Raw genomic sequence first — 23,433 nt, 5'->3', positions numbered from 1 at the left:
TGGCCACCATAACCCCAATGTCGCACTCAATCAATCTTGTAGATTTGACATCATGTTTCCCCAATACGTCAATCAGGCAATGACGGTTAGGCCTACAATTTCAGTCAGACCGATTGCGAGCAAAAAAGAGCTTCCGGCTTTTATTCCGGGAGCTCAACAAGTCAACGTTATTTATTTTTAATCTCAGCCACTATTCAACCGTAACACGCATCCGCCCGTGCCGCTTTGAAAAATAGAGGTTCTGATCAACACGGTTGTACAAATCAATCGGACTACCATCGGCTTGATGCAGTGTCGAGACACCAACCGAAATCGACACATTGATTTCCTCGTCTTCATACTTAACAACGAGATGATTGACTGCTTCAAAGACCTGACGGACAATCACTTTGGTACTAGCCAGATCATAACCGGGAAACAGGACATTGAATTCTTCACCACCGGTGCGATACAGCTTGACCTTCTCGTCATTGGCGGCCAAGACCGTTGTGACCGTGGCGGCAACTTCTTGCAAAACGCGGTCCCCTGCAAGGTGACCGTACGTGTCATTAACGTGCTTAAAGTGATCAATATCGAACATCATCATCGATAAGTTGAGATTGTTCTTGGCACTATCATCGAATAAATATTTGATATGTTCCGTGTAAGCGGCAAAGTTCTCAGTCTCAGTCAAAGCGTCGTGACTCGCAAACTGGGCCAACCGTAATTTAATCTCACTATCTTGGGTCAGCATATTAACGTAGGCGTACAATAATCCTGCAAAAATCATTAAGTAGCCATATTCTTGTAAAGTATTGTCCCAATCCAGCGAATATTTAAGCTTGATCAGGCCCCACAAGATTCCGCCGTAAAAAGCGACCGCGCCATAGTAATATAGCCAAGGATACCGATGCTTAGGTACCCACAGCCGTAGATAATTCATGCTCCAGAAAAATAGCACGAACACGACGGCGTAACTCCACGATTCCCAGTAAAAAATCGACTGGTCGAAAACCATGTACACTATGACCACAGGTAACAATGAATAATACGGCATTCGAATATTCAAAAAAAACGAGCAGAACACGACGGCAATCAAGTGAAAGTTAACAAACTCCCAACTATCTGCTTTACCGACGACCGACAGTTGCATGACAAACACAAAGACCAACATGTAAATCACACCGTGCCAAGCATTGACGGTATCATCGTCAATGTTAATGTGACGGGCATGAAACCACGTCGTAATCCAATTAAAGAGGACCCAGTAAAGTGTTAGAACACCTAATATAAAGAAAATACTCGTTACGAACGGCGAAATTCGCCAATTAGACCATGTCATCGTAAGGATCCTTTCTCAGCATCCGCCGTTGACCAATTGCCGACCATCATCGACTAACCGCGGTTTCCCATAATAGTAACCCTGGTGCCATTCAATACCTTGTTGTTCGGCCATCTTTTGATCACCCTGGTCTTCGACACCTTCCAGAATAAATTCCAGATGGTAAGACTGAGCAATATCACGCCAAAATGCTAATTCATGAGGAATGCGCTCCGCTTGCCCACTCATCCGTAAGTTTTGCATCGCAAACTTGATTTGATCAACAAACGGTAGTGCGTGGCGAATATTCTCAAACGTGTTCGAGCCCGTCCCCACGTCATCAATGCTTAATTTAATATCATGTTGGTGGAAAAAGAGACTATATTTTTGAATCTCGTTTAATGAAGGACATTCTGTCAACTCAATCGTCAGCGCGGCCGGATTCAACCTTTTTTTTAGGTAAATGATCGTCCCTAACATCAGGTCGTCCTCAGCTTGTTGCCGGTTTAAATTAAGGGCTAACACCTGATTAGTCGCTTTCGTCTGCAATTGACTAGCAAGTTGTTCTAATAATTCAGCTTGTTTATCTAATGATAATTCAGTGAACGACTTCGGAACGGCCCAGTGACCATTCATCTCTTTACGTAACAGTAATTCATAACCAAAAACAGCTCGATGGCTGTGATCAACTTGGGGTTGAACAAAAAAACGATACATTCATGAAGCCTCGCTTTTAATGATTTCTTTATGTCAATATAAATTGACAACTCCTGTAAAGTATAACCGCTTTTAACTAAAATATCGAGACATAGTTACAGACTTTAATTAAAAAAATTATTAAGGGTTATATGTAACCGTTATATTGACCGTAACAAAAAAGAACGTCGTGACGACCTCGTCATAACGCTCTTTTTACCAGTCTTAATTTCACTTAACCAACTTATCCCAGATGACGACTTTACCAGCTGTTAGCGACTTAGGAACGTCGATAATACGTTGATTGGAACTCCCCCGAAATTGTAGCGAGAGATCCATCTTATCTTGTAAAAAGCGCCCATCTACCAAGATATCAATTAATGATAGCATCTTCAGTTTATCCTCAGAGTCTTGTTGCAATTCTTCCCAAGTATAACCTGACCACGACCAAATATCCTTCGTGTTTCCAAATTCGGAGCGAATGCGTTCACAAATCCGAATGCCGACTTGAGTATTTAGAAACGGTTCACCACCTAGCAACGTCAACCCTTGCACATAATCTTGCCCAAGGTCTTCAATAATCTGATCTTCCAATTCTTGTGAATACGGTTGTCCATAATGAAAATTTTGTGCCGCCACATTATAACAGCCTGGACAGTGGAATGGGCAGCCGCTCAAGTACAAGCTACAGCGGACCCCTTCCCCATCAACAAAGTTAAATGCCTTATAATCAGCAACATATTGTTCACTTAAGTCCTCTGCCAGCCATTCTTTGGGCATCGGATTGTTTGGTCCTTTCGTAGCGCGCGGCATTCTTAATCATCTCCGGAGACATATTTTTAGCACGGGACGCGATTTCAACGTGGCGACCATGTACCATTGGTCGTTGTTGTGGGTTACCTAGATACCCACACGTCCGCTTAACAACATCACAGTATTTAGGGTCGTGATTGCCACATTCTGGACAGACGAACCCACGGGCAGTGGCCTTGAACTCACCCTTAAACCCACACTTAAAACACTGGTCGATCGACGTATTCGTTCCCAAATAGCCGACATGATCATAGGCCCAGTCCCAGACGGCCTCCAAGGCTTTAGGATTCTGAGTCAAATTAGGATATTCACAATAATGAATAAAGCCGCCTGACGCATATTGTGGAAAACGTTCCTCCAAAGTTAATTTATCGAAGGGCGTCGGGTGCTTACGGACATCATAATGAAAACTATTCGTGTAATATTCCTTATCCGTAATATCTGCGATCCGGCCAAACTTCGCAATATCGTCACGACAGAACGTATCCGTCAACGATTCAGCCGGCGTTGAATACAGACTATAATGATAGCCACTTTCAGCCGCCCACTGCGCACACTTATCCCGTAACGCTTTCACCACGGTCTCCGCAAAAGCTAACGCGTGCTCGTCTTGTTCCCAGTTCGGACCAAAGAAGGTCGTGCAGACTTCATAAATTCCAATGTATCCCAGTGAAATAGTCGCCCGCTGATTTTTGAAGAGCTCATCGACATTACCACCTGCTGGTAGCCGCTTACCAAACGCCCCATACATGTATAAGAGTGGTGCATTTTCCGGCTTAGCTTCCTTCGTTCGTTCGATACGGTACGCGAGTGCTTCATGACAAGTCGCCATCCGTTCCTCGAAGATTTCCCAGAACAACTGTTGGTCCCCATGTGCGGCTAACGCGATTCGTGGCAGGTTGACTGTCACCACGCCCAAATTCATCCGGCCCGAGTTTACCTCGACACCATTTTCATCACGCCAACCTTGTAAGAAGGACCGGCACCCCATCGGCGTCTTAAAACTCCCCGTTAATGCCTTGATCTTGTCATACATTAAAAGGTCGGGATACATCCGCTTGGTCGAACACTCAATCGCGAGCATTTTAATATCATAATTGGGATCATTCGGACTTAAATTTAACCCCCGCTTCATCGTGAAGATCAATTTAGGAAAAATCGCAGTTCGGTGCTCCTTACCGAGTCCCTTGATTCGAATCTGGAGAATCGCCTTTTGAATTTCTCGTTCAATCCAACTAGTTCCTAGACCAAAATTGACCGTGGTAAACGGCGTCTGGCCCTGTGACGAATATAACGTATTGATTTCATACTCAAGGGCTTGCATCGCGTCATAGATATCTTTTTTAGTTTTGGCTTTCGCATAAGCTTCCCGCTGATCGGCAGGGACCCACTTTTTCGCATCAGTCATATGTTTTTGATAGTTGATTGCCGCATAGGGAGCCAATAATTGGTCGACCCGGTTAGCGGAACAGCCACCATACTGTAATGAAGCCACGTTGGCAATGATCTGCGCCATTTGCGCTGTAGCCGTTTGAATCGACCGGGGTGAGGCAACTTCGGCGTTCCCAATCTTATACCCATTTTTGAACATGCCGTCAAAATCAATCAAGCAACAGTTCGTTTCAGGCGTGACTGGTGAATAATCGAGATCATGCCAATGGATATCGCCACGCAGATGCGCCTTAGCCACGACATCTGGTAGCATCTTCAAGCCCATGGCGCGACTTGCAGCACCGGCTTCTAAGTCGCGTTGCGTGTTAAAAATCGTACTATCCTTATTTGCATTTTCATGCACAACGCTGGCATCGCGCTCAAACAACTTTTCAATCCGTCCTTGAACATTAGTTGCTGCCGCAAACCGCTGCTGTTCAGCTTCAAAGTAATCCTGATATGCCTTAGCTGCCGCGGTCAGGCCTTGCGCATTCAAAATCTGCATCATGGTACTACGTAGCTCCCGAGTATCAATGTTGTCAGCATCTTGATACTGGGCAACAAGGGCCTGCTTGACGACCCGTACCTCGTCATCAGTCGCTAACAACCGTCGTAAGACAAAGTCAATTTTATACGGATGAAATTTCGTTTGTTCGCCACCCCGCTTTGTGACGGTCAGTGGCCGTAATTGGTCTAATATATCGTTAGTTGTCGTTGTTAGCATCTTAATTCCCCACTTTTCAAAGTCATTGATTGAATACAATTGATAGTGCGTTCTGTTTGAATCAATACTATATATAGTAGCTCATTTCCATTAACTTGCCCATTGCCAAAATTAACTGTCACCTTCAGTTGTGTACACCAAATCGCTTTAATCGTCCGGTTAGTGCGTCTTTGGAATATTTAAAAAATATTTTTTATACTGTTTTTTATCTAATATCAGAATATTTAATCAATCTCGTTAACTACCGAACCAACCTTGATACGGCTTGCTTTCAATATTTTTCACACGCCATAAACCGAATTTTAATTCGTTAAAAATTAAGCTGAACACAACCAAGTTGTTGTAAACTGATTAACTTATGACTATTTTGTTTAACTCATGCGGCGGATTCGCTATAATGAAATTAAGTCCTCATTGAGGGATGTGGACATTGGAGGAGAGAATAATTATGCAAAAAAGCAGGGGAATAATCGTTGGCTTGTTGTTGACAGGGCTACTGACAGGATGCCATTCTGCCACTGACACACAAACGCCCACCGTTCAACCAGCAACATCAAAAGTCAGCGCCGTTCGCTCAGTCACGACTCGGGATTTCTTAGGTCGCTGGGTCAGCGCTAGACCAGCAATGAGTCTGTACCTCAGTACCAATCATCAAGTTGCTTGGTTCCGACGCGGACATACGTCCATTCGTAGTCGCGCAACGTTAACGTTAAGTGATACACGTGCCACGTTCACAATCGATCACAATGTTGCAAAACTGACCCTCAACGACGCTAATCAAATGACCATGAATTATCAAGGGACTAATATCGCACTGATTAAAGATCCAAATTGGCAGCCTGAACACAACCAGGTTCCCACCACAACTAATGACGCCTTAAAGGCGGGCACCTTAACGCCAACATTTAAATTGTCGTACTAATTGAAGGCCACACCACATTTGCACGTTGACTTGTGTGAGTGTGGTGTTTTTTTTAGGGCCTGACAACTAGCGAACGACTTGCTTCTGTCAACCGTGCTCTCTATAATTAAATTAATATGACTAATCAATGGAGGAACATCAAATGATTCGACCAATTGTGCATGATCCCGCCGCGCTTAGTGTCCCTGCTGACTTAGCAACCCCTGCAGACACTCAAGTCTTGACTGATTTACTGGATACCCTCGCCGCACACACCGATAATTGCGTTGGAATGGCCGCGAATATGATTGGGGTCAACAAACAAATTATTGTCGTGCAACTCGGTCCCTTTGCAATTGCAATGATCAATCCGAAGATCATTGATCATCACGGCACTTACGAGACTAAGGAAGGCTGCCTGTCCTTACCTGGTGAACGTCCGACTAGCCGCTATCACCAAATCACGGTGAAATATAAAGATCAACACTTTAAACCGCAACAACAACGATTCAACGACTTCACAGCACAAATTATTCAACATGAATTAGATCACTGTGCAGGGAAACTGATTTAATTGTGCCTACTTCTAACTGAGCGGGAATAAATGTTCAGTTTGCTGAACTCGTTGATATTTATGAAAGATAGGACTGGTTTTATGACAACTTTAGCTTATAATGGCGAGACAGCAATTCCTGCACTCGCTCAGCAGCGTCGACACCAAGCTCATCACGCGCTCGGTACCGACATTGATTTGACCCTTTTTGGTAGTGATAGTGACCAGTACCTACAAGCTGCTTGCGATCTTATCGACCAATATGAAGACCGCTTGACTGTCAACCGGACTGTTTCTGAGGTCATGGCAATCAACCAGGCGGCGGGCCAACACCCCGTTCAAGTGAGCGCCGCCACCTATACACTCGTTCGGCAAGCTGTCGAACTCAGTCGACAACATTTTGGTTTCAATGCGTTGATTGGTCCGCTCGTGAAACTCTGGCACATTGGTTTTACTAACGCGCACGTCCCTGAACAGTCTGCAATTAACGAACGATTGGCCTTGATCGACCCCGAAGCCGTCATTTGTAATGACGCTGATTTCAGTGTGCTTCTCAAGGTCACGGGAATGGAGCTGGATCTAGGCGCAATTGCCAAGGGCTACATTGCCGACCGCATTCAAGATTACTGGGAAGCGTTTGGACAGCGGGCCGGAATGATCAACCTAGGTGGTAATCTGTTAATGGTGGGGACGTCCCCACTTCATCCGGATGGGCAATGGCGCGTTGGTATCCAAGATCCCACCACTGACCGCGGTAACGCGATTGCCAGCGTTACGATTGGCCCCTGCTCGGCCGTGACCAGCGGTATTTACGAGCGGCACCTTGAATTTAACGGCCAGTCCTACCACCACATCTTAGATTCGCAAACGGGTTATCCCCGACAAAACGACCTTGAAAGTGTCACCGTTTTCTCGAAAGCTTCCATTGATGGTGAAATCGAAACAACGCGGCTCTTCTTTGCGGGCCAACCGATTCCCGATTGGGCAACTCAGCGACCCGATATTTACGGCGCCATTTTTGTGACTAAACAACGTGAGCTTCAAATCGTTGGCTTATCACCTGAACAAGTTACCTTACTCGATGACCGGTTTACAATAATTTAGACCACAAAATAAGCTAGGTCCTCCAAGAAATTAACGTCTTGAAGGACCTAGCTTATTTTATGGTCCACTTACAGGCTAGCATTTAATTTGCAGTTGACTTTAGATGCGGTACGTTCGACATTAAAACCATTTTAATCAAGCACAGCTAAATGGCAAAAATATAGCCGTTTTAGTTAAAATAACGCGACCTAATCCGCTGGTAGCTTAGCCTCTAAGCGATCAATAATCGCACGGACATCATCCGTTGTCTTCGTCTGCATTAATTCATTGCGCAATTCGGCCGCATGACGCATACCGCGAACATAAATCTTAAAGAAGCGTTGAAGCGGTGCGAAATGCCCTTGTAGACCTAAGCCAATAAATTGATCATACAGATCTACTTGATACCGTAACAATTCTAGCATGTCACGCGTTGAATGAGGCTGGGGAATCGGTTCAAAAGCGTATGGGTTCTGAAAAATACCGCGGCCAATCATGATACCATCGACTCCTGGATGGGCTTTGGCAAGCTTCAGACCAGCCTGATAATCCAGGATATCCCCGTTAATTTGTAATAGCGTCGCTGGTGCCAAAGTATCACGCATTTGAACTAAATTATCAATTAACTCATAATGCGCTGGTACCTTGCTCATCTCCATCTTCGTACGCACGTGAACCGTTAACACGGGAACCTGCTGTTGCAACAAAAATGGAATCCAAGTCTCGTACTCATGCACATCGTCAAAGCCCAACCGCGTCTTAACACTAACGGGAAGCTCTGCTTGACGTGCGCCCTCAATCACTTCTTTGGCACGATCAAAATGTCGGATTAAATCACTACCACTATGATTTTTAATGACCGCCATATCTGGGCAGCCCATATTAAGATCAATGGCTTGATAACCTTGATTCTTCACTTCATGGGCCGCTTTCGTAAAGTCCTCACCACTATTGCCCCAAAGTTGAACGATTGGTCGGGGCGACTCGGCCTCATCAACATATAGTCGTCCCCGCGTTGTAAACTTAGCCTTCGGGTGGGTAATGCTTAACGCATTCGTAAATTCAGTATAAAAGACATCGGGGGCCGCAGCGCGCATCACGACCCGGCGAAAAACGGAGCCGGTCACGGCTTCCATCGGTGCTAAACTAAAAAACGGTCGCTGGGCGGCCTGAGCTTTGGCCGCGATCCGTTGCCAATATGGCGACTGCGTCATAGTTATTCATTCCCTTCTAGATAATAATCACTTATCCATAATAGCGGTGTTCCACGTTGAAGCGCAAGTATTTTGGCGGCCGCACTAACATAATTCGTCAATCACAAGCCAAAATAAAAGTCCGGCGTTAACCGGACTCGCAATAATAGCTAAGTTGATAAGTTTAATTGTCGCTTTAACGAATTAAAACCAGTGCCCACAGCAATAGTCCAATAACGAGTACCAAGTTTAACAATTCCATCCGCAAATCAGCGAACTTCAGTGAGCTGAATGAGATACCGGCAGTTGTATCCATATATCGGAAGAAAATCCCACTTAAAACTAAACCAACTAACAATACAAATAGAACCATCATTCCCGTCATCATCATCACAAACTCAACTCCTTATTTAGTAAAATTCTTGGGCTCTTTGAAACCATGTTTATAGTAGTCCAGCAGCTACTTTCAAGCAAGTATTTCCGGCCGAAAAACTGGCGTTCTTAGCATATTATTATTAACTAAACGATACCAATCATTCCCAGCAAAAAGGTTCTTTCAGGAACAACTAAAACTCCGAAAGAACTTTTTTAAATCGCCATTAATTCCGCCGTCAATTTAGTCGCTCAGACTAAAGTAACCGATTGGACTAGTCTTGCACTTCGAAATAATCATTGAGAAATCGAATTGTGCCCACACACTTGTTAATTAATCAGTTGTTTTATGGCGCCGTTGTTGCTTGCTAAAACCAAATAAGCTAGTTGCGGCCAATAATACGAAGCCCAATACGGTCAAAACTCGATTGGTTTGTTCACCAGTCTGTGGTAACGTGGCCGTTTTAGTTGCGGTCGTTGGCACCGTCTGCTGAGTCACTGGCTTAGCCATTGCCGGACTCGTCGTCGTCCGCAATACCGTTGTGGCTTGTCGTGGCTGCGTCGTAACAACCCGCTGCGCTGTTGGGACGGAAGCTGAACTTGACTGATTAAGAGTGGGCTTGGCCGGGGTCGCTTGTGGTGCCGCCGACTGATTAGTGCTGGTTGACGTGCCAGTTGAATGACTAACGACTGGTCGTTCGCCCACAGGTTTTTCAGTCATTGGCTTTTCGGCCGCTGCTGTTAAGGTTGCCAAGGTCCGGGCGCGCACGGTCGTTAATCCAGCTTGAGCTTGGGACAATTCCCGCTGTGCAGTAACGACCTGATCTTGAGTACCCGCAACGCGCTGCAACTTAGCTGTCACCGCTGCTTTCGCCTGATTAACTGCTGCTTGGGGCTGAACAATATCATAATCTCTTTGTGCCATTTGGAAGTCGCGGCTCGTGCCACTGACTTCAATTTTGGCGTTGGCTAATTCTTCTTCTGCCATCATCACGTGCTCATTAGTCTTATCAAGGTTAGCTTGTGCCGCTGTTAACGTCTCTTGCACCGTTTCCAGCTTTGCCTGAGTAGTTTGTAACGTGACTTTGTTGGCCGCACTGTTATCCTTATCGAAGTTGCTCTGGGCTACTTGAACAGCAGCTTGTGACTTAGTCACTGCCGCTTGCGCCGTCGTTACCGCAGTTTGGCTTGTCTTTTTAGTTGCCAATTGTTCATCAAGTGCTTTCGTTGCCTTGACGTGCCGGTCAGTGGCTGCTTGCTTAAGTACGCCCATATGCGTCTGAATCTTTTGATTCTTGGCTAACGTTTTGTTGGCAGCGTCTAACGTGGTTTGCGCCGCTTGCAGATCACTCATAGCCGTTTTGACTGCCGTAGTAGCCATGGTTAATGCTTGCACCGCTTGCGTTACCTGGTAGTGGGCCGCCTTAACAGCTGGGTTATTTTCGACCTGACTTGCTAAACTGACCGTGCCATTCATCCTTACTGCCTGACCGGTTCGAGTGTTAGATTCGGCTGCATGTACCGTCATTTTCTGGGCCATGATGCCCCCTGTTAACATGGTGATTCCCATCACTATCTTAAGCGCTTTTGACATACTAAACTAATCCCCTTTTAAAAAGTATTGCCCAGCCATGACCAGCATGATGATCAATATGAAACTGCTGGAACTATTTCATTTTGCCGGATTCAATTTCAAAAGCAAGGAAAGCTAGTGATTCAGCGTATTTGTAATCACCAACCACTCAACAACTTTCATCCACATCACCAAAATAATTATATCTAGATGTCATTACTGCCTCCCTCAACACGAGTCCCCATCCACAATTAAACGGTAACGAATAATCATCACCGCTAACAAATGTTAACCCGCACCATGATTTCATTAGTGACCCATTCTCAATAAAAAAAATAACTAATATTTCGATTACCGTAGCGGCCTCACAATATTGATACTAATTTATACCGTTACTTAATTAGGTGGGCCCCGCCATCGGTGTTAGAATAGAATTTAACCTAAAGAAAAGTGTGACTGCTATGACCATTAATGACCTCCAAGCATTCGTGATGGTGTACGATTTACGCCACATTTCTAACGCTGCCGTAGAACTCCACTTATCACAATCGGAATTGTCCAAACGAATGCGAGCCCTTGAGAACGAACTGAACATTAAACTACTAGATACACACAACAAGCGCCGTCTACAAATCACGCCAGCTGGTGAAACGTTCTATCATCATGCGCATAAAATGATTACAGACTATGAGACCATGATGCACGATTTGGCACCGAATCGGCCAACGACATTTGCCAAGCTCATCATTGGCGCCATTCCAATCTCAGGTCAATATAACATTGCCAAAAAGATCGCCACTTTTGATACTCAGCATCCTGATACTGAAATCAAAATCATCGAGGATGAGGGCGACCAAATCGTCAAACGGTTACTGAGTGGTGAGCTACAAGCGGCCATCATTCGCGATACTCAGACGACCCAATTGCAACCCACCGAATTTCAAAAACAACCACTACTCGCTGACGAACTCAAAATTATTTTACCGCGTGATCACCCCCTAGCTACCCAGCCAGTCATTCGGATTCAAGACTTAGCGCGGCAGAAAATTGCAACGTTACCACCGGGCTCCGGTGTTTACGAACCGATCAACGCACTCTTTGCTCAGCAAGGCATGACGCCCCAATTCTTCTTTGAAAGTACGCATATTGAAACGCTCCTGGGCATTCTCAATCAAAATAACGTGACTTTCTTATTTAAACAATCGGTACTTCCGTTCATGACTGAACACGTGGTCATGCGCTCACTCGCCATCCCGTTCATCAGTCAACTGAACTTTGTATATCCCCAGCGAACGGGGAACCAGTTACTCACCGACTTAATTGACTACTTGACGGTGACTGCCCAGGAAAATCAACAAGTTTAAAAAATACCCTTTTCATCCGACCAACCGGCCGTTTGAAAAGGGTATTTTTTAAACTTATCCGCTTATGCCAACCCAACGAGGTGGAACCAGAACATCTCAACTAACGCAACGACAAAGACAACCGCCGTCAGTGGGATTCCTAACCGCATCACGTCTTTTTGTGTGTAACCCCCACCAGTATCGGGGTCGCTTCCAACTAAGACAGCGAGGTTGTGGAACGGTAAAATATAATGCAAGTTTGTCACCGAGAAGACTAGTAACGATACGGCCAAGGGTGAAATTCCCATATGAGCCGTGGCCGCTACGAAGGCCGGAATCGTAATCCCCATCACCGCAATGACAGAACCCATGAACATGTGGATAATCATGGCAAAAACAGTAATCACAATCGCTAATAAATAAATATTAGTTGGCAAGTTGCTTGGAATCAAGGTCTTCGCAATCCAATTATTCATGCCAGTCACACCACCGACATTCCCGATTGCGATTGCCGAAGTCAAGAACACGAGCACGTTCACGGGAACACCTTCCCATGATTTGGCCGTCAAGATCCCGCCAACTACCGGGAGACTCATCATCAGCGCAACGATCAACGTCAACCAACCAACGTCCAAACCGGTGATCCCACTCGTTAACCAGAGTGCAATCGCAATGATCAGCCAAATAATTGTTCGAACTTCCTTCCCCGTCATACCACCCAACTGGGCTTGTTGTTGCTTTAACGCTTCCACATCGATGTGGACTTCCTGACTAGGCTTGAAGAGGAATAAGAACAGAAACATGGTTAAGATGGCCGCAATGATCATGGGCACGCCCATGTAGATAAAGTAAGAGACAAAGTTGACGCTTTGACCAGAGGCCTGTACTGCCAACGGATTTAGTGACGTGTCACCAGTATAAAAGACCCCGGATAGTGGACAGGACGCAGCAAAGACAGCGAGGCCTAGCTTAGCCAAATCGCGTTTGGGCATCTTCGCCGTTTCCGCGACCACCGTAATGACGGACATAATCATGAACGCCCGAGGCCATGGATGGGGAATCAGGAGTGCGAGGATAAAGGTCAGGGCAAAAATCGAAATCACAATCCCTTTCCAACTCCGCACAAACTTGATAATGAATGCGTACGCGATGCGTTGACCCAAACCAGATTCATTAACCGCTCCCGCAATCAAGTACGCCCCAATTACGAGCCACATAATTGAACCAGTCCACGCCGACGAGAAGACCTGTGACGGTGTCGCCACGTTCATAATAATGAGCAACATTAAGTAAATCCCACCAACGAACGCGGGTTGCGCGATTTGGGTGGCCCACCAGACGACCGTCATCAAACTAAGTGCCAAGTCCATCTGACCCTTAGCTGACAAGCCGGCAATCGGCAAGAAGTAAATAATGGCAAATACGGCGATTCCGCTGAAAAAGCCAATCGTTTTCTTGTTCACGAGCTACATGCTCCCTTCAATTTTGACAGCAAAAAGCCCCCCGACCAGCACACTTCCGTTGGTCTGGCGGCTCTTTGTAAGATTAAATTTTGGTTCAATGCGATAAAAATACGCTCATCAAGTGCAATGGATGACGTTACTTCAAATACTTCTCCCAGTCAGCCACTTTCATGAATTGGGCCCGTTCAAATTGGTCCTTCATATCGAATGGTACGGTGCCATCAATCACTAGTTTAGAACTCATCCCACGGAAACGAATCGACTTTGGATCATATTGTGGGCGTTCCGATGGGTCCAACGGATGATTCCGCATGCCTGATAAGACCATCAAGTCCTGATCGGCTTGGAAACGGGTATTCATCGTCCAAATCACATCATTCATATCAAAAATATCAACATCTTCATCAACCAGGATAACAGTCTTCAATTCCTTAAAGGCTGAAAACGCAAGCAAGGCAGCTTGCCGTTGAATTCCTTCATCCGCTTCATTATCCTTGTGAATCTGCATGATGGTCATCAACTTACCACCACCAGCCGGCGGATTATAAACATTCGTCACTTTACCAGGAATGGCACGGTTAACCAATTGTAAGATACTAGCTTCAGTTGGAATTCCCGCCATGCTGACATGTTCTTCGGATGGTCCAATCACGCTTTGCATGATGGCATTCTTCCGATGAGTCACCGCCGTCACCTTAATCACTTGTAAAGCTGGGTTGGCGTCACCATCATAACCCGGGAATTCAGGCATCGCCTTGCCCGTATGCGTATTGATATCTTCCTGAATACGTTCGTTAGGCATAATGTACCCCTCAAGCGTATATTCAGAACGCGCAATCGCCTTTTCATCGACGGTCACCCCGTCAACTAATTGAACAGCTTGGTTCCGAATCGCACCAGCAACACCTAATTCGTTATAACCGAATGGCGTGGTCGGTGGTTCGAAAGTTGCACCAATCGTAATGGCTGGATCCAAACCAATATTAATTGTAATTGGCATTGGCTTGTTAGCTTTCTCATACTCTTCCGCAAACGCACCAATGTGCCGACCGCCAGGCATGATATAAATCCCTAACTTATCCTTATCTTCAAGGACCATTCGGTGAATCGTCACATCACTCTTAGACTTGTCCATGCTTGAGCCAAACACCACACCGACCGTAATATATGGTCCAGCATCTTGGGGCGTATTCGTTGGTGCTGCCACTAACTTACGAATATCAAAGCCTTCATCCGTCGCTTTATAAACGACATCGTGAGCTGGCGCATCCGCTTCAGCAACCGTTTCTGGCGCCACTGGATTAGAGACTGCTTCGTTCAAGTATTGCCCTAACGTCTGATAATCGTGGTGGAACATCTTACCAACGCGCCGGCGACTCGCCATCAATCCAGTCAAGACCCGCGTATCAGGAAACCCCTTAACGTTGTTAAACATCATTGCTGGACCCTCTTGCGTTGGCCGTTGAACGGTCCCACCAGCACCGATATACCGATAAACACCAGAAAGTTCCGCATTTGGATCAACTTCGACGTCAGTTTCATGATAGTTCTTTGGATCATCCTTGATCTCATCAAGCACGCGACGCAAATCCCATGGTTGTTCTGCCATTTCATTCATCTCCCTTAAAGTTTACAAGACCATCATACGGCCACTCGTAAGCGGGTTCAATTCGGATTGCGCAGATATGTTATTCGTGAATGGAATAATACAACTAAACGCATTAGGTCGATGATTGTTATGTATTAATTATGATTGAAACGTGCTGATTTCCAAAGTCAAAAGCAGCCAGCTTAGGCCCGCTGGAAAAAGTTCGAGTTAGCGTAAAATTGCTTAGTTGGCGCGTCTTACGCCGACTTCCAGGCATTTCTGCCAATTGCTGGAACGCGGTGGACACAGATTTAAGCCGCAACCCACGTCTTAAATACTGGTCTTCCACGCTTTAATGCCATATTGGTGAAACGTGCTCGGGTCAGACTGAGACTTCCGGTTAGCTACGCTATGACGTCAAGCGGAAATTCACCGCTTAACGCCCTAGCTAGGCTAATCCTCAGTCTCACCCCGTCTGAACCTCACACTCTTGGCAGTGCTGAGCATTGGCTGAAACGCCTTCCAGTCGGAACAGTGTTCGAATGGCGGACATGTGCGTACCCAACTTTTGGTGAATTCGTCATTGTTTTTCATAAACAATAACTTTGTCAATCAACTGTCAGGGTGAAAATGATATTGAGATAGCTCACTAATCCTGAATTGGTGTAGTGAGATTTAAGCTCTTGACAGAGGGCTTAATACACCTAACGCTTTGTTTAATCAAAATAGCCAACGACAAATTGTACCGAGTTCGGTGGTCGTTCATTAGCCATTCGAGCGGGTTCCCGACTGGAGGGGCTGGGTGACAATGCTCAGTAGCCAAATTATTCTTAGCTGGAAGTGGGTTGCTTCCGGCTTAGAATAAGACTCGTATTTGAGATGACGCGGGTTGGGCGTTAGCTCAAATCGACGTCGGCTACGTTCCAGCAATTGTCACCCAGCCCCGGAGGTCGGAATAGGACGCGCAACGGCTGACGAATAACAATCTAAACTTGGCACGTTTCAATCATAATTCATGACTAACGAACCGGCACAGCATTTAGCCGAGTCGTATTTTTAATGCGTGACATGTCGTTTATTGTGCAAACTGGGGCATTACTAAATAAATACGCCGTGTAAACATTGATAAACAGTTTAATCATGTTTATACTTTAAAATATGTTAATAATTTTTAGACTTTCTTAAGTTATTAACGATGATTAGTCATCAATAGCCTTATTCATCGATTAGCACTTATTATTCATATTCAAGTGACACGTCTTATTCAGAATTTTAACTCGATTGATAGTAGCGGCTATTTACTGTGAAGACTCCAGTAAATAGTTTTTTATTGTCGACTAATCAATCTATTTTTGGAGGAGCATCGGGGAATGTATAAACAGCACCAATTTTTTAAAGCCGCTGACGATCGTCGCGGCCAAGCATCGTTTTGTCCTAACTGTGGGCAAGCGGTGGTCGCAACGGATGAATTTTGTCCTAATTGCGGTTTTAAGTTGCACGCAACCACTGATCAGCCATCGCCATCAGTAAACACCGCGCAGTCAACAGCAAGTTCGACGCGCAAGGTTCGACAACAAACCCAACGCCATATGCCAACTTGGGGTTGGGGTCTGATTGCCGTTATCGTTGTCATTCTGATTGGCGGCTATCTGTATGGACAGAATTATTATCAACCGCTCAATCAGCTCGACCGTGACTTAACCGCACTCAAGACTGGAAAAGGTTTAGCGAAGCAAGTAACTAGCACTGACCCATCACTCAAGATTACAAATGATAGCGTCAAGCCGATGGTCACTTACTTTAAAAACAATCGAAAATCATTAGCATCACTGGCTAGTTCGCTTAAAAGTCGTTCTGCGACTAATGATTACGGTATCCAGTTCGTTAAAACCGGTAAAGCCTGGTTGTTTTTCGATAAGTATCAACTACAAGTCACTTCCGTTTATGCCACACTGGCGACGAACCACCGTAACGTTGCACTCAGCGTTAATGGTAAGCACGTCGCAACATCTAATAAAGCAACTTACGAGCATAAAATCGGGCCGTATGTTCCTGGTTCATACACCTTGACTGCCAAGGGAACGGTTAGCGGCCATCAGATTACCAATAAGGGCACTTATTACCTCCGGGCAAACGGCCAAACTTACGACTTAGATTTACGTACAATTTCCTTCACCGTTAATGGTACACCGAATACCACCGTTTATATCAATGGCGAAAATGAAGGGACGATTAATAGCAGTGGCACACTGGCGCTGAATGATATTCCCTGGTCTAATCGCATGATGTTGACTGGTAAATACAAAGCCGGTTCACAAACATTGACCGCCAAACAGACTAACGTTAGTGACGCTGAGGGTCAAGACGTGGACCTCAAATTTGCTGGTGTGATGAGTAAAGATACTGCCTCGGACTACCTGAACGGTATCTTCACCGCTGTCAGCAGTTATACGTCCACCGGTGACCTATCGGATGCTTCGGATTACGATGACCGCACTTTGGACGACTACTTCGTCAACGGTACCGATAACACTGACTACAAAGAACTGGTCCAAATGGCGAAGGGCTACTACGACAATGATGACGTCCTCGATGTCACCTATGAACCGACTGTCTTATCAACGGTTCCAGCAGCTAAGCAACAAAGCCAGATCACTTATGACGTCAAATATGACTTTACCAACTCTGAAGATGAACGCATTCAGGTCTTTCGTTACACCGCGACGGTCGAGAAAACCGGGGGGCACTACAAGATTGTTAAAATCACGCCGGCCCAAAAAATTCGGTCGTACACTAAATCCGATGATTCTGATGATTAATGAAGGAGAATTTAACTTATGAAAAAATGTCCCAACTGCGGCACTGAGATTGCTGCCAATGCAAAGTTCTGTACCCACTGTGGTTACGATCTAACCAAAGCGACACCGGCCTCGGCAACGGCCAACGCCACTTCAGCCACAGCTACCCAAACAACGACTGCAACGACGCAAGCAGCTGTCCATACCAGCACAGCTTCAGCCAATCAACAACAATCGGCCAGCGCTGAAAAACAAGCAGCATCACGTTCAGCAGCTGCTGATACGACACGGACGGCTACTAACCAACAAGTCCAACAGCTGCAATCATCTGCTAAGAATTATTTTAGTTGGCTCTTGGCTAGCTGGAAAAATCCTAGCTGTGAAGTCCGAACTGAAAGTTATTTTAGTTACATTTCCTTTGTCATTGAAGCACTATTCATGACGTTGGCCGCTGTAACCATTAGCAATAAGTTTCTGACCACTGCCAATGACAGTCAAAGCTATTTCCATATTAGTAAATTAGCTTTTTCCACCGACTTAAAGATTTTCTTATGTCTCCTAATCGGCATGTGCTTCTACCTGGCTGTCGGCTATGTCACTTGCTTACTTGGCAGTCGTGGGACCAAAGTCGGCTTTACGACCTATATGAAACGCTTCGGTCAGTTAACCAATTACGCAATTATTGTGAACCTATTATTATGGTTTGCTTCGTCCCTAGTTAACTTCAGTGTTGATAACTTCTTTACCATTGCGGCTAGCTTCAGATGGTCGATTATCCTGTTGAGTGTCAGTGTCCTTGTCTGGCAATTAGGTTTGATCTTCGTCATTAACAAGTCGGTGACCCAACCATTAATTAGCCGCGTCTACCTAGACCTTATTGCGGTTCTAGTCGTTAGCCTGCTGTTCTACTTTATGGATAAAATTATTCTGCAGGATTTACAGACTGCACTTCTCAGTCACGCAACTGACTTTGCCAATCAAATTGGTAACTTGTTCGGTAGTCAATACTAGTTGTTCGAAGGTATCACAAATAAAGCCTCGTAAATTAACGCTTATGATAATGCGTTAATTTACGAGGCTTTTTATATTCATTAGATTGAGCAAATTAATTTGTAACCGATACCAGAGTGCTACTCGAATAGTGTCCGCTTGAGCTGACGGCTAACACCGTAGCCCACCAGAATAATCGTTATTAACCATCCGGCCGTCACTAGTGCTTTCCCGATTGCGATGATTCGGCGCATCGTCCCACCTCCAAAATGAGTCGCCGGTTCAGCCATTACGCACTCAACCGATGACTGACCGATAGTAACTCACTAACCAATAAGTTTTCAGTTGGCGTCAAGCGCAACTGTTTAGTAAAGATATTATAAGTCACGTCATTCGTTAACCGCTTAATTAGCGCATGATCAAGCTGGGGCGCCTGTTTCAATTGTTGGTGTGCCTTCAATAGTGCTGCCCGAATTTCTTGATTCGCCGCAGTTGGTGCTAATTCTTGATATAAATCTTGAATGATTCCCTGTACTTCACTTTTCACGTTGCACACCTTACTTTCAGAAAACTAACTACTCTTAGTATAGGCGTCTTCCGGTAAAAGATTAAGGTTATTTTCATTGAACATTAAACTAATTTATCCACACCGCCTTTAAACTCACCAACGTTAACTAACCTAACATTATATTAACTGGCGTAAGTCATCATTTAAACGCGGCCAGTGCTAATTGGATCGCGGTAGCACGCGCATCGCCGCTAAAGCGATGGTCACCGTCCTGAACCCAATGCAACTGACTGTGCTGATAGACCTCATGATACTTTTCAGAAGCCTGTGGCGAGACCACCGTGTCGGCCGTACCGTGAATCAATATCACCGAACCGGCATACTGCTGAGCTACCTCATAAATCGGCAACTGTTGTGCGGTCCGCAAATAAAAGCCACCAACTTTAAGGCCATCACGAATATTCAAATAGGTCGGAATATGTTGTGGATCATAGGTCGCACCTTGCAGAACACCTTGTTGCGCATCGGACTTTAACGTTGCGGCCGGCGCCATCAAGATCAGTTTGTCGACCACGTCTGGATAATATCCTGCTAACATGCTGGCTACCACCCCGCCTTGCGAATGCCCTGCCAAGACAATGTGGTCATAATGTAAGGTCAACGCTTCATCTAAAACTGCTTTAGCGTCCGCAATCTCATTAATCACTGTCATATCTTGAAACCGACCTTCACTACGGCCATGACCATTGAAGTCAAAACGCAGAACTGCCAAGCCGTGAGCAACTAATGCTTGCGCCAATTGCGGCACAAATTGGGTCGTATCATATCCCATATCGGCCGTAAACCCATGCATTAAGATGACTAGCGTTGAGCTCGGTGCCGCCGGAGTCTCCAACCTTGCCTGTAACGCCAGCCCATCCCGTTTAATCTTAAATTCCATCGATGTCATCTCACTTATTCATTATTCATACCTTTAATATAGTGAATTTACGTCCCATTTCATAGTCCTGAGCACTCACCCTATCCTGAACAAACAGCTAACACTATACAAAAAACCTGTTTCCATGACCTTCACATCAGTCATAGAAACAGGCTCTTAATATCGGCTGGACATCAAACGATTTCCAACTGTAGCTGCTGCGATTCGACCCACTTTGCCGCAACTAGAATGCGGTACAGCACGATTGAAATAACTGCTGGCATCAGCACCCCGGTCAAGAGATAGACCATAAAACTGTTAAAGTTCGTCGATGCTAACGAAATCGGTGCAATTAACGAATTCAATCCTAAGCCGGCCAGCTTGTAACTGGTTGAAAAATGAAAGGCAATCGTCGCCACCGGGGCGGCAATAACCGCAGCAACCATTGGTGGAATCGCTAACCGTGGATTCACCAGCAAGTTTGGAAATTGGACTTTAGGCGTGATAATCCCCTGCGCGATATTGGCCCCCAAGTTGTTTTGGCGAAAAGACATAATCGTAAAGCCCACGAACTGGGCGGTTGTTCCAATTAAGGCCGCGCCCGATGAGACGGGATCTAACATGACCGCCACCGCCAATGCGGCCGAAGACGCAGGTGTCATTAAAAATAACGCCCAGGCAAGTGAAACGGCCATCGAACCGATCAACGGGTTGACCTTCATCGAAGTCGCGATGAACTTGCTCAGCCAGACCAACGCGGGCGTCGTTACGGCTGCTAACCCGAGACCAACCACCGCACCGACAAAAGTGGCCGCTAACGGGACCAACATCATATCAAGCGGCGTCTTACCAGTTAAATAATTACCAATCAGAACCGCGACTAATCCAGCCGCAACGGCCGAAATCGGTTGACCGGTGGTAAAGATCGAGCTCTGAGCTGCTTGGGCCAACGTATGTCCCGTCGCTGTGACGCCGTTAGTTGCGGACTGCGAGAAAAAGACGGCGTTCGCCCCGATCGTCGACGAAATCATGGCGCTAAACGTAACTAACGTGTTGCTGTTGAGCATCGTGGCAATCGCGACTCCAAATGCCGGTCCCAATAACACTTGCGCAATCGCACCGACTTGGTATAATGCCGTCCAGTGAACAAAATTCGCGAGTGACTGCAATAACAATCCAATCCCTAAACAAACTAAAATAGCATTAGAAACACCTGCCGAAACTTTATAAACGTAATCCATGGTACTCATCTTATGTGTCGCGGTAGCCGCGGTCGTAGTTGCTTCCATATGTAGACCTCCATTTAAATTAATAAGAATATGATTAGATAAAAATGAGAATAGCTACATTTAACCACGTGTTTTGAAAATTGTCAACGTATTTTCATCACATTATCGTTGCCAACTAAACGAAAAGACCAGCCAGGCACGATGCCCTCGCTGGTCGCTTTCACTCATCGTATTCAAATCATTGGCACAAGCCATCAATCCAGGAAAATAAATCGCCTAAATCATAGTCACCACTGTGGGGAATATCCCACGGTAGCGCAAAATCAATGCCATAACCATGATTTTCTAACATTATTGCTAGAATAATCGGGATTGCAAAACTCGTATCTCGGTCGGCCGCACCGTGGCGAATCCGCCAGTGCTTAGCAACTTGTGACGAAGTTGTCGTTAAGTAACTGAGCGGATTAATCGCCTGAATCAGCTCAGCGTCCGCTAGTTGTGCCGTCACCGTACTTCGCGTCTGTGCCAAGGCCGTAAAGTGCTTGGCTTTCGCCGTTGCATCGCCAAACAAATTATTCTCTGGACTCGTCAAATCTAATTGGTCAAACGCCGGGACGGCTTTCATGCGAGTTAACGACTTCAAATAAGCTGATAAATCCAAGTCCGTCACCTGATTTCCAGTAACGACAAAGCCTGCGTACTTATGAATATCCGTCCCTTGATCGAATGCCGTCTGAGCAGATGATATCAATAATTGGCGAACAACATCACGAAATGAACCCATTCCCGCCTCATTAAGCGTCAAGTGCGTCCCGTCACTGGCCGTGAGTTTCAACTGGTTCAAGTAGGTACTGAACTGGGCTTTTAACGCCAACGAAAGGGCCTGTTCTTCAACTGTGAGCTGACCACTAACCGGTTCAAATTTTGGTCGCCCATTCTTGGTCGTCCCCGCAACAGGCTGATAACGGTGCCAGTCATTAATACCATTAAACTGCCACTCGTAGGCCATGTCTGCGTGTTCCAGATTATGAATCGGGCAGTAAGCTGACACCGCAAAGATATCGTCAGTCGCCGGTGCTGCCCCGAGCGCAGTTAAGGCTGGTTCAAAATAAGCCGAATTGCCACTCGCACCCGCTAAAGCCGAAGTGGCACCCCCAGCACTCGTTCCATTCGTGATGATCCGGTTCGTGTCACCTGGCAGCCGGCCCTGATTATACTTAACGTAACGGATTGCCGCCTTCATATCTACGATAAAAGCCGGCGCTTGCCCGACCCGTTGCCCAGACTTATCAACCGTCGTACGACCGCGAATTCCAGCGGCCACCACAACGTAACCGCGTTTAAGTGCCTGTTGAATCGTCCCTGCATTCGTCGGCCAAGTGACACGTTGCGGATCATCCGCCGGTCCTGGCAAATAACCGCCGACCGTATTCGGCATCAGAATTGGCGCCGTTGCCCGCTGATAACCATTGACTGAACTGCCATGCAAGTATGCGGCTGGTACAAAAACGTTTAGGACCTGAATCGCTGCGACTGGATGCTGAACGTACTGAATATTACGGGCAGCATAATATTGAATAGCCTGCCCGGCAACTTGGACCTGTTCCGGCACCAGCCAGTCAGCATCAAAAATCAATCGGTTACTCATCTTGTGACCTCCATTTCTATCTATTCGTTACTTTACCCCCATTATCCAGTTAAAATCAAATCGAATTGCGCAACCAGTTATGCCAATTGCGACTAATAACGATTAACGTAGTCAGCAGCCGCTTGTGAACCCGTCGTAAACTAATGTTGCCGTGCGTTAACCAGTGAGCCCTTCTAACGACCATGGTCGCCATTGCTAACTAATCTAACTATTTCAAGTTAGCTATTAAATGACCGCTAACTAAAAACGGCTTTCTGAATTAACAGAAGGCCGTTTTAAAAAATAACATTATATGTGCATCATTTTAG

Annotated in this window: 20 protein-coding genes; 6 read left to right on the top strand and 14 right to left on the bottom strand. The window is 45.8% G+C overall.

The features are described 5' to 3' along the window. Positions 1-190: 190 nt before the first annotated feature. The 4 genes from ACWQAU_RS08030 to nrdD form a co-directional block, all read right to left on the bottom strand. The gene (locus ACWQAU_RS08030; RefSeq protein WP_003642201.1) at positions 191-1,321 is read right to left on the bottom strand and encodes a GGDEF domain-containing protein; all 1,131 of its coding nucleotides are present in this window, start codon (positions 1,319-1,321) and stop codon (positions 191-193) included. A gap of 15 nt (positions 1,322-1,336) precedes the next feature. Beyond that, positions 1,337-2,017 carry an EAL domain-containing protein gene (locus ACWQAU_RS08025; protein ID WP_003642202.1) on the bottom strand — a complete coding sequence of 227 codons (681 nt, stop codon included), beginning with the start codon at positions 2,015-2,017 and terminating at the stop codon, positions 1,337-1,339. Positions 2,018-2,227: 210 nt separating this feature from the next. Beyond that, positions 2,228-2,776 (bottom strand): anaerobic ribonucleoside-triphosphate reductase activating protein, encoded by a 549-nt coding sequence (nrdG, locus tag ACWQAU_RS08020; protein ID WP_003642203.1) that lies wholly within the window; start codon positions 2,774-2,776, stop codon positions 2,228-2,230. Continuing rightward, positions 2,742-4,964, bottom strand: a complete 2,223-nt coding sequence (nrdD, locus tag ACWQAU_RS08015) for an anaerobic ribonucleoside-triphosphate reductase (protein ID WP_027821776.1) — start codon at positions 4,962-4,964, stop codon at positions 2,742-2,744. Before nrdD ends, nrdG begins: the two co-directional genes overlap by 35 nt. A 448-nt stretch (positions 4,965-5,412) precedes the next feature. On the opposite strand from nrdD, the gene ACWQAU_RS08010 reads away from it, so the two are divergent. The 3 genes from ACWQAU_RS08010 (at position 5,413) to ACWQAU_RS08000 (ending at position 7,522) form a co-directional block, all read left to right on the top strand. Then, positions 5,413-5,886 (top strand): hypothetical protein, encoded by a 474-nt coding sequence (locus tag ACWQAU_RS08010; protein ID WP_027821775.1) that lies wholly within the window; start codon positions 5,413-5,415, stop codon positions 5,884-5,886. A 142-nt stretch (positions 5,887-6,028) separates the two neighbouring features. Beyond that, positions 6,029-6,439, top strand: coding sequence for a peptide deformylase (locus tag ACWQAU_RS08005; RefSeq protein ID WP_003644790.1), 411 nt, complete (start codon positions 6,029-6,031; stop codon positions 6,437-6,439). 81 nt (positions 6,440-6,520) lie between these two features. Beyond that, entirely contained in the window at positions 6,521-7,522 is a 1,002-nt protein-coding gene (locus ACWQAU_RS08000; RefSeq protein ID WP_011101977.1) for an FAD:protein FMN transferase, read from the top strand. 188 nt (positions 7,523-7,710) lie between these two features. Here ACWQAU_RS08000 and ACWQAU_RS07995 read toward each other — a convergent pair whose 3' ends face one another. The 3 genes from ACWQAU_RS07995 to ACWQAU_RS07985 all read right to left on the bottom strand — a co-directional run bounded on the left by ACWQAU_RS07995 (position 7,711) and on the right by ACWQAU_RS07985 (position 10,660). Beyond that, positions 7,711-8,715: a tRNA dihydrouridine synthase gene (locus tag ACWQAU_RS07995; protein WP_003642208.1), complete on the bottom strand. Its 1,005-nt coding sequence runs from the start codon at positions 8,713-8,715 to the stop codon at positions 7,711-7,713. Between the two features lie 175 nt (positions 8,716-8,890). Next, the gene (locus ACWQAU_RS07990; RefSeq protein WP_003642209.1) at positions 8,891-9,085 is read right to left on the bottom strand and encodes a hypothetical protein; all 195 of its coding nucleotides are present in this window, start codon (positions 9,083-9,085) and stop codon (positions 8,891-8,893) included. Between the two features lie 315 nt (positions 9,086-9,400). Next, positions 9,401-10,660 carry an LPXTG cell wall anchor domain-containing protein gene (locus tag ACWQAU_RS07985; protein WP_027821774.1) on the bottom strand — a complete coding sequence of 420 codons (1,260 nt, stop codon included), beginning with the start codon at positions 10,658-10,660 and terminating at the stop codon, positions 9,401-9,403. Positions 10,661-11,100: 440 nt separating this feature from the next. On the opposite strand from ACWQAU_RS07985, the gene ACWQAU_RS07980 reads away from it, so the two are divergent. Continuing rightward, on the top strand, positions 11,101-12,003 hold the full coding sequence (locus ACWQAU_RS07980; protein ID WP_003642212.1) for a LysR family transcriptional regulator: 903 nt from the start codon (positions 11,101-11,103) through the stop codon (positions 12,001-12,003). A 62-nt stretch (positions 12,004-12,065) separates the two neighbouring features. Here ACWQAU_RS07980 and ACWQAU_RS07975 read toward each other — a convergent pair whose 3' ends face one another. Both ACWQAU_RS07975 and ACWQAU_RS07970 read right to left on the bottom strand, forming a co-directional pair. Continuing rightward, positions 12,066-13,445, bottom strand: a complete 1,380-nt coding sequence (locus tag ACWQAU_RS07975) for an SLC13 family permease (protein WP_003642213.1) — start codon at positions 13,443-13,445, stop codon at positions 12,066-12,068. 136 nt (positions 13,446-13,581) lie between these two features. Then, entirely contained in the window at positions 13,582-15,054 is a 1,473-nt protein-coding gene (locus ACWQAU_RS07970) for a UbiD family decarboxylase (protein WP_003644796.1), read from the bottom strand. A gap of 1,349 nt (positions 15,055-16,403) precedes the next feature. On the opposite strand from ACWQAU_RS07970, the gene ACWQAU_RS07965 reads away from it, so the two are divergent. Beyond that, positions 16,404-17,852: a zinc ribbon domain-containing protein gene (locus tag ACWQAU_RS07965; protein ID WP_027821773.1), complete on the top strand. Its 1,449-nt coding sequence runs from the start codon at positions 16,404-16,406 to the stop codon at positions 17,850-17,852. A gap of 18 nt (positions 17,853-17,870) precedes the next feature. Next, positions 17,871-18,842: a zinc ribbon domain-containing protein gene (locus ACWQAU_RS07960; protein ID WP_027821772.1), complete on the top strand. Its 972-nt coding sequence runs from the start codon at positions 17,871-17,873 to the stop codon at positions 18,840-18,842. Positions 18,843-18,961: 119 nt separating this feature from the next. Here the strand turns inward: ACWQAU_RS07960 and ACWQAU_RS07955 are convergent, their stop codons facing one another. The 5 genes from ACWQAU_RS07955 to ACWQAU_RS07935 all read right to left on the bottom strand — a co-directional run bounded on the left by ACWQAU_RS07955 (position 18,962) and on the right by ACWQAU_RS07935 (position 23,125). After that, positions 18,962-19,075 (bottom strand): hypothetical protein, encoded by a 114-nt coding sequence (locus ACWQAU_RS07955; RefSeq protein WP_013355899.1) that lies wholly within the window; start codon positions 19,073-19,075, stop codon positions 18,962-18,964. A gap of 35 nt (positions 19,076-19,110) precedes the next feature. Next, positions 19,111-19,368 (bottom strand): bacteriocin immunity family protein, encoded by a 258-nt coding sequence (locus ACWQAU_RS07950; RefSeq protein WP_003642219.1) that lies wholly within the window; start codon positions 19,366-19,368, stop codon positions 19,111-19,113. A gap of 160 nt (positions 19,369-19,528) precedes the next feature. After that, the gene (locus ACWQAU_RS07945) at positions 19,529-20,269 is read right to left on the bottom strand and encodes an alpha/beta hydrolase (protein WP_027821771.1); all 741 of its coding nucleotides are present in this window, start codon (positions 20,267-20,269) and stop codon (positions 19,529-19,531) included. Positions 20,270-20,442: 173 nt separating this feature from the next. Next, the gene (locus ACWQAU_RS07940; RefSeq protein WP_003642221.1) at positions 20,443-21,537 is read right to left on the bottom strand and encodes a PTS sugar transporter subunit IIC; all 1,095 of its coding nucleotides are present in this window, start codon (positions 21,535-21,537) and stop codon (positions 20,443-20,445) included. A gap of 178 nt (positions 21,538-21,715) precedes the next feature. Then, a complete protein-coding gene (locus ACWQAU_RS07935; protein ID WP_024002896.1) occupies positions 21,716-23,125 on the bottom strand; it encodes a subtype B tannase in 1,410 nt (469 codons plus the stop codon). Between the last annotated feature and the right edge of the window lie 308 nt (positions 23,126-23,433).

Source organism: Lactiplantibacillus sp. 3062 (genome assembly GCF_055413545.1).
This window is presented reverse-complemented; position numbering and strand designations above follow the sequence as displayed.

What these genes read in the sequence shown, in the direction of transcription:
- ACWQAU_RS07940 (WP_003642221.1), bottom strand. Translation starts at nt 21,537, where the DNA reads ATGGAAGCAACTACGACCGCGGCTACCGCGACACATAAGATGAGTACC.
- ACWQAU_RS07990 (WP_003642209.1), bottom strand. Translation starts at nt 9,085, where the DNA reads ATGATGATGACGGGAATGATGGTTCTATTTGTATTGTTAGTTGGTTTA.
- ACWQAU_RS08030 (WP_003642201.1), bottom strand. Translation starts at nt 1,321, where the DNA reads ATGACATGGTCTAATTGGCGAATTTCGCCGTTCGTAACGAGTATTTTC.
- ACWQAU_RS08025 (WP_003642202.1), bottom strand. Translation starts at nt 2,017, where the DNA reads ATGTATCGTTTTTTTGTTCAACCCCAAGTTGATCACAGCCATCGAGCT.
- ACWQAU_RS07980 (WP_003642212.1), top strand. Translation starts at nt 11,101, where the DNA reads ATGACCATTAATGACCTCCAAGCATTCGTGATGGTGTACGATTTACGC.
- ACWQAU_RS07995 (WP_003642208.1), bottom strand. Translation starts at nt 8,715, where the DNA reads ATGACGCAGTCGCCATATTGGCAACGGATCGCGGCCAAAGCTCAGGCC.
- ACWQAU_RS07945 (WP_027821771.1), bottom strand. Translation starts at nt 20,269, where the DNA reads ATGGAATTTAAGATTAAACGGGATGGGCTGGCGTTACAGGCAAGGTTG.
- ACWQAU_RS07935 (WP_024002896.1), bottom strand. Translation starts at nt 23,125, where the DNA reads ATGAGTAACCGATTGATTTTTGATGCTGACTGGCTGGTGCCGGAACAG.
- ACWQAU_RS07985 (WP_027821774.1), bottom strand. Translation starts at nt 10,660, where the DNA reads ATGTCAAAAGCGCTTAAGATAGTGATGGGAATCACCATGTTAACAGGG.
- ACWQAU_RS08010 (WP_027821775.1), top strand. Translation starts at nt 5,413, where the DNA reads ATGCAAAAAAGCAGGGGAATAATCGTTGGCTTGTTGTTGACAGGGCTA.
- ACWQAU_RS08005 (WP_003644790.1), top strand. Translation starts at nt 6,029, where the DNA reads ATGATTCGACCAATTGTGCATGATCCCGCCGCGCTTAGTGTCCCTGCT.
- ACWQAU_RS07960 (WP_027821772.1), top strand. Translation starts at nt 17,871, where the DNA reads ATGAAAAAATGTCCCAACTGCGGCACTGAGATTGCTGCCAATGCAAAG.
- ACWQAU_RS08000 (WP_011101977.1), top strand. Translation starts at nt 6,521, where the DNA reads ATGACAACTTTAGCTTATAATGGCGAGACAGCAATTCCTGCACTCGCT.
- ACWQAU_RS07965 (WP_027821773.1), top strand. Translation starts at nt 16,404, where the DNA reads ATGTATAAACAGCACCAATTTTTTAAAGCCGCTGACGATCGTCGCGGC.
- ACWQAU_RS07955 (WP_013355899.1), bottom strand. Translation starts at nt 19,075, where the DNA reads ATGCGCCGAATCATCGCAATCGGGAAAGCACTAGTGACGGCCGGATGG.
- ACWQAU_RS07970 (WP_003644796.1), bottom strand. Translation starts at nt 15,054, where the DNA reads ATGGCAGAACAACCATGGGATTTGCGTCGCGTGCTTGATGAGATCAAG.
- nrdD (WP_027821776.1), bottom strand. Translation starts at nt 4,964, where the DNA reads ATGCTAACAACGACAACTAACGATATATTAGACCAATTACGGCCACTG.
- nrdG (WP_003642203.1), bottom strand. Translation starts at nt 2,776, where the DNA reads ATGCCCAAAGAATGGCTGGCAGAGGACTTAAGTGAACAATATGTTGCT.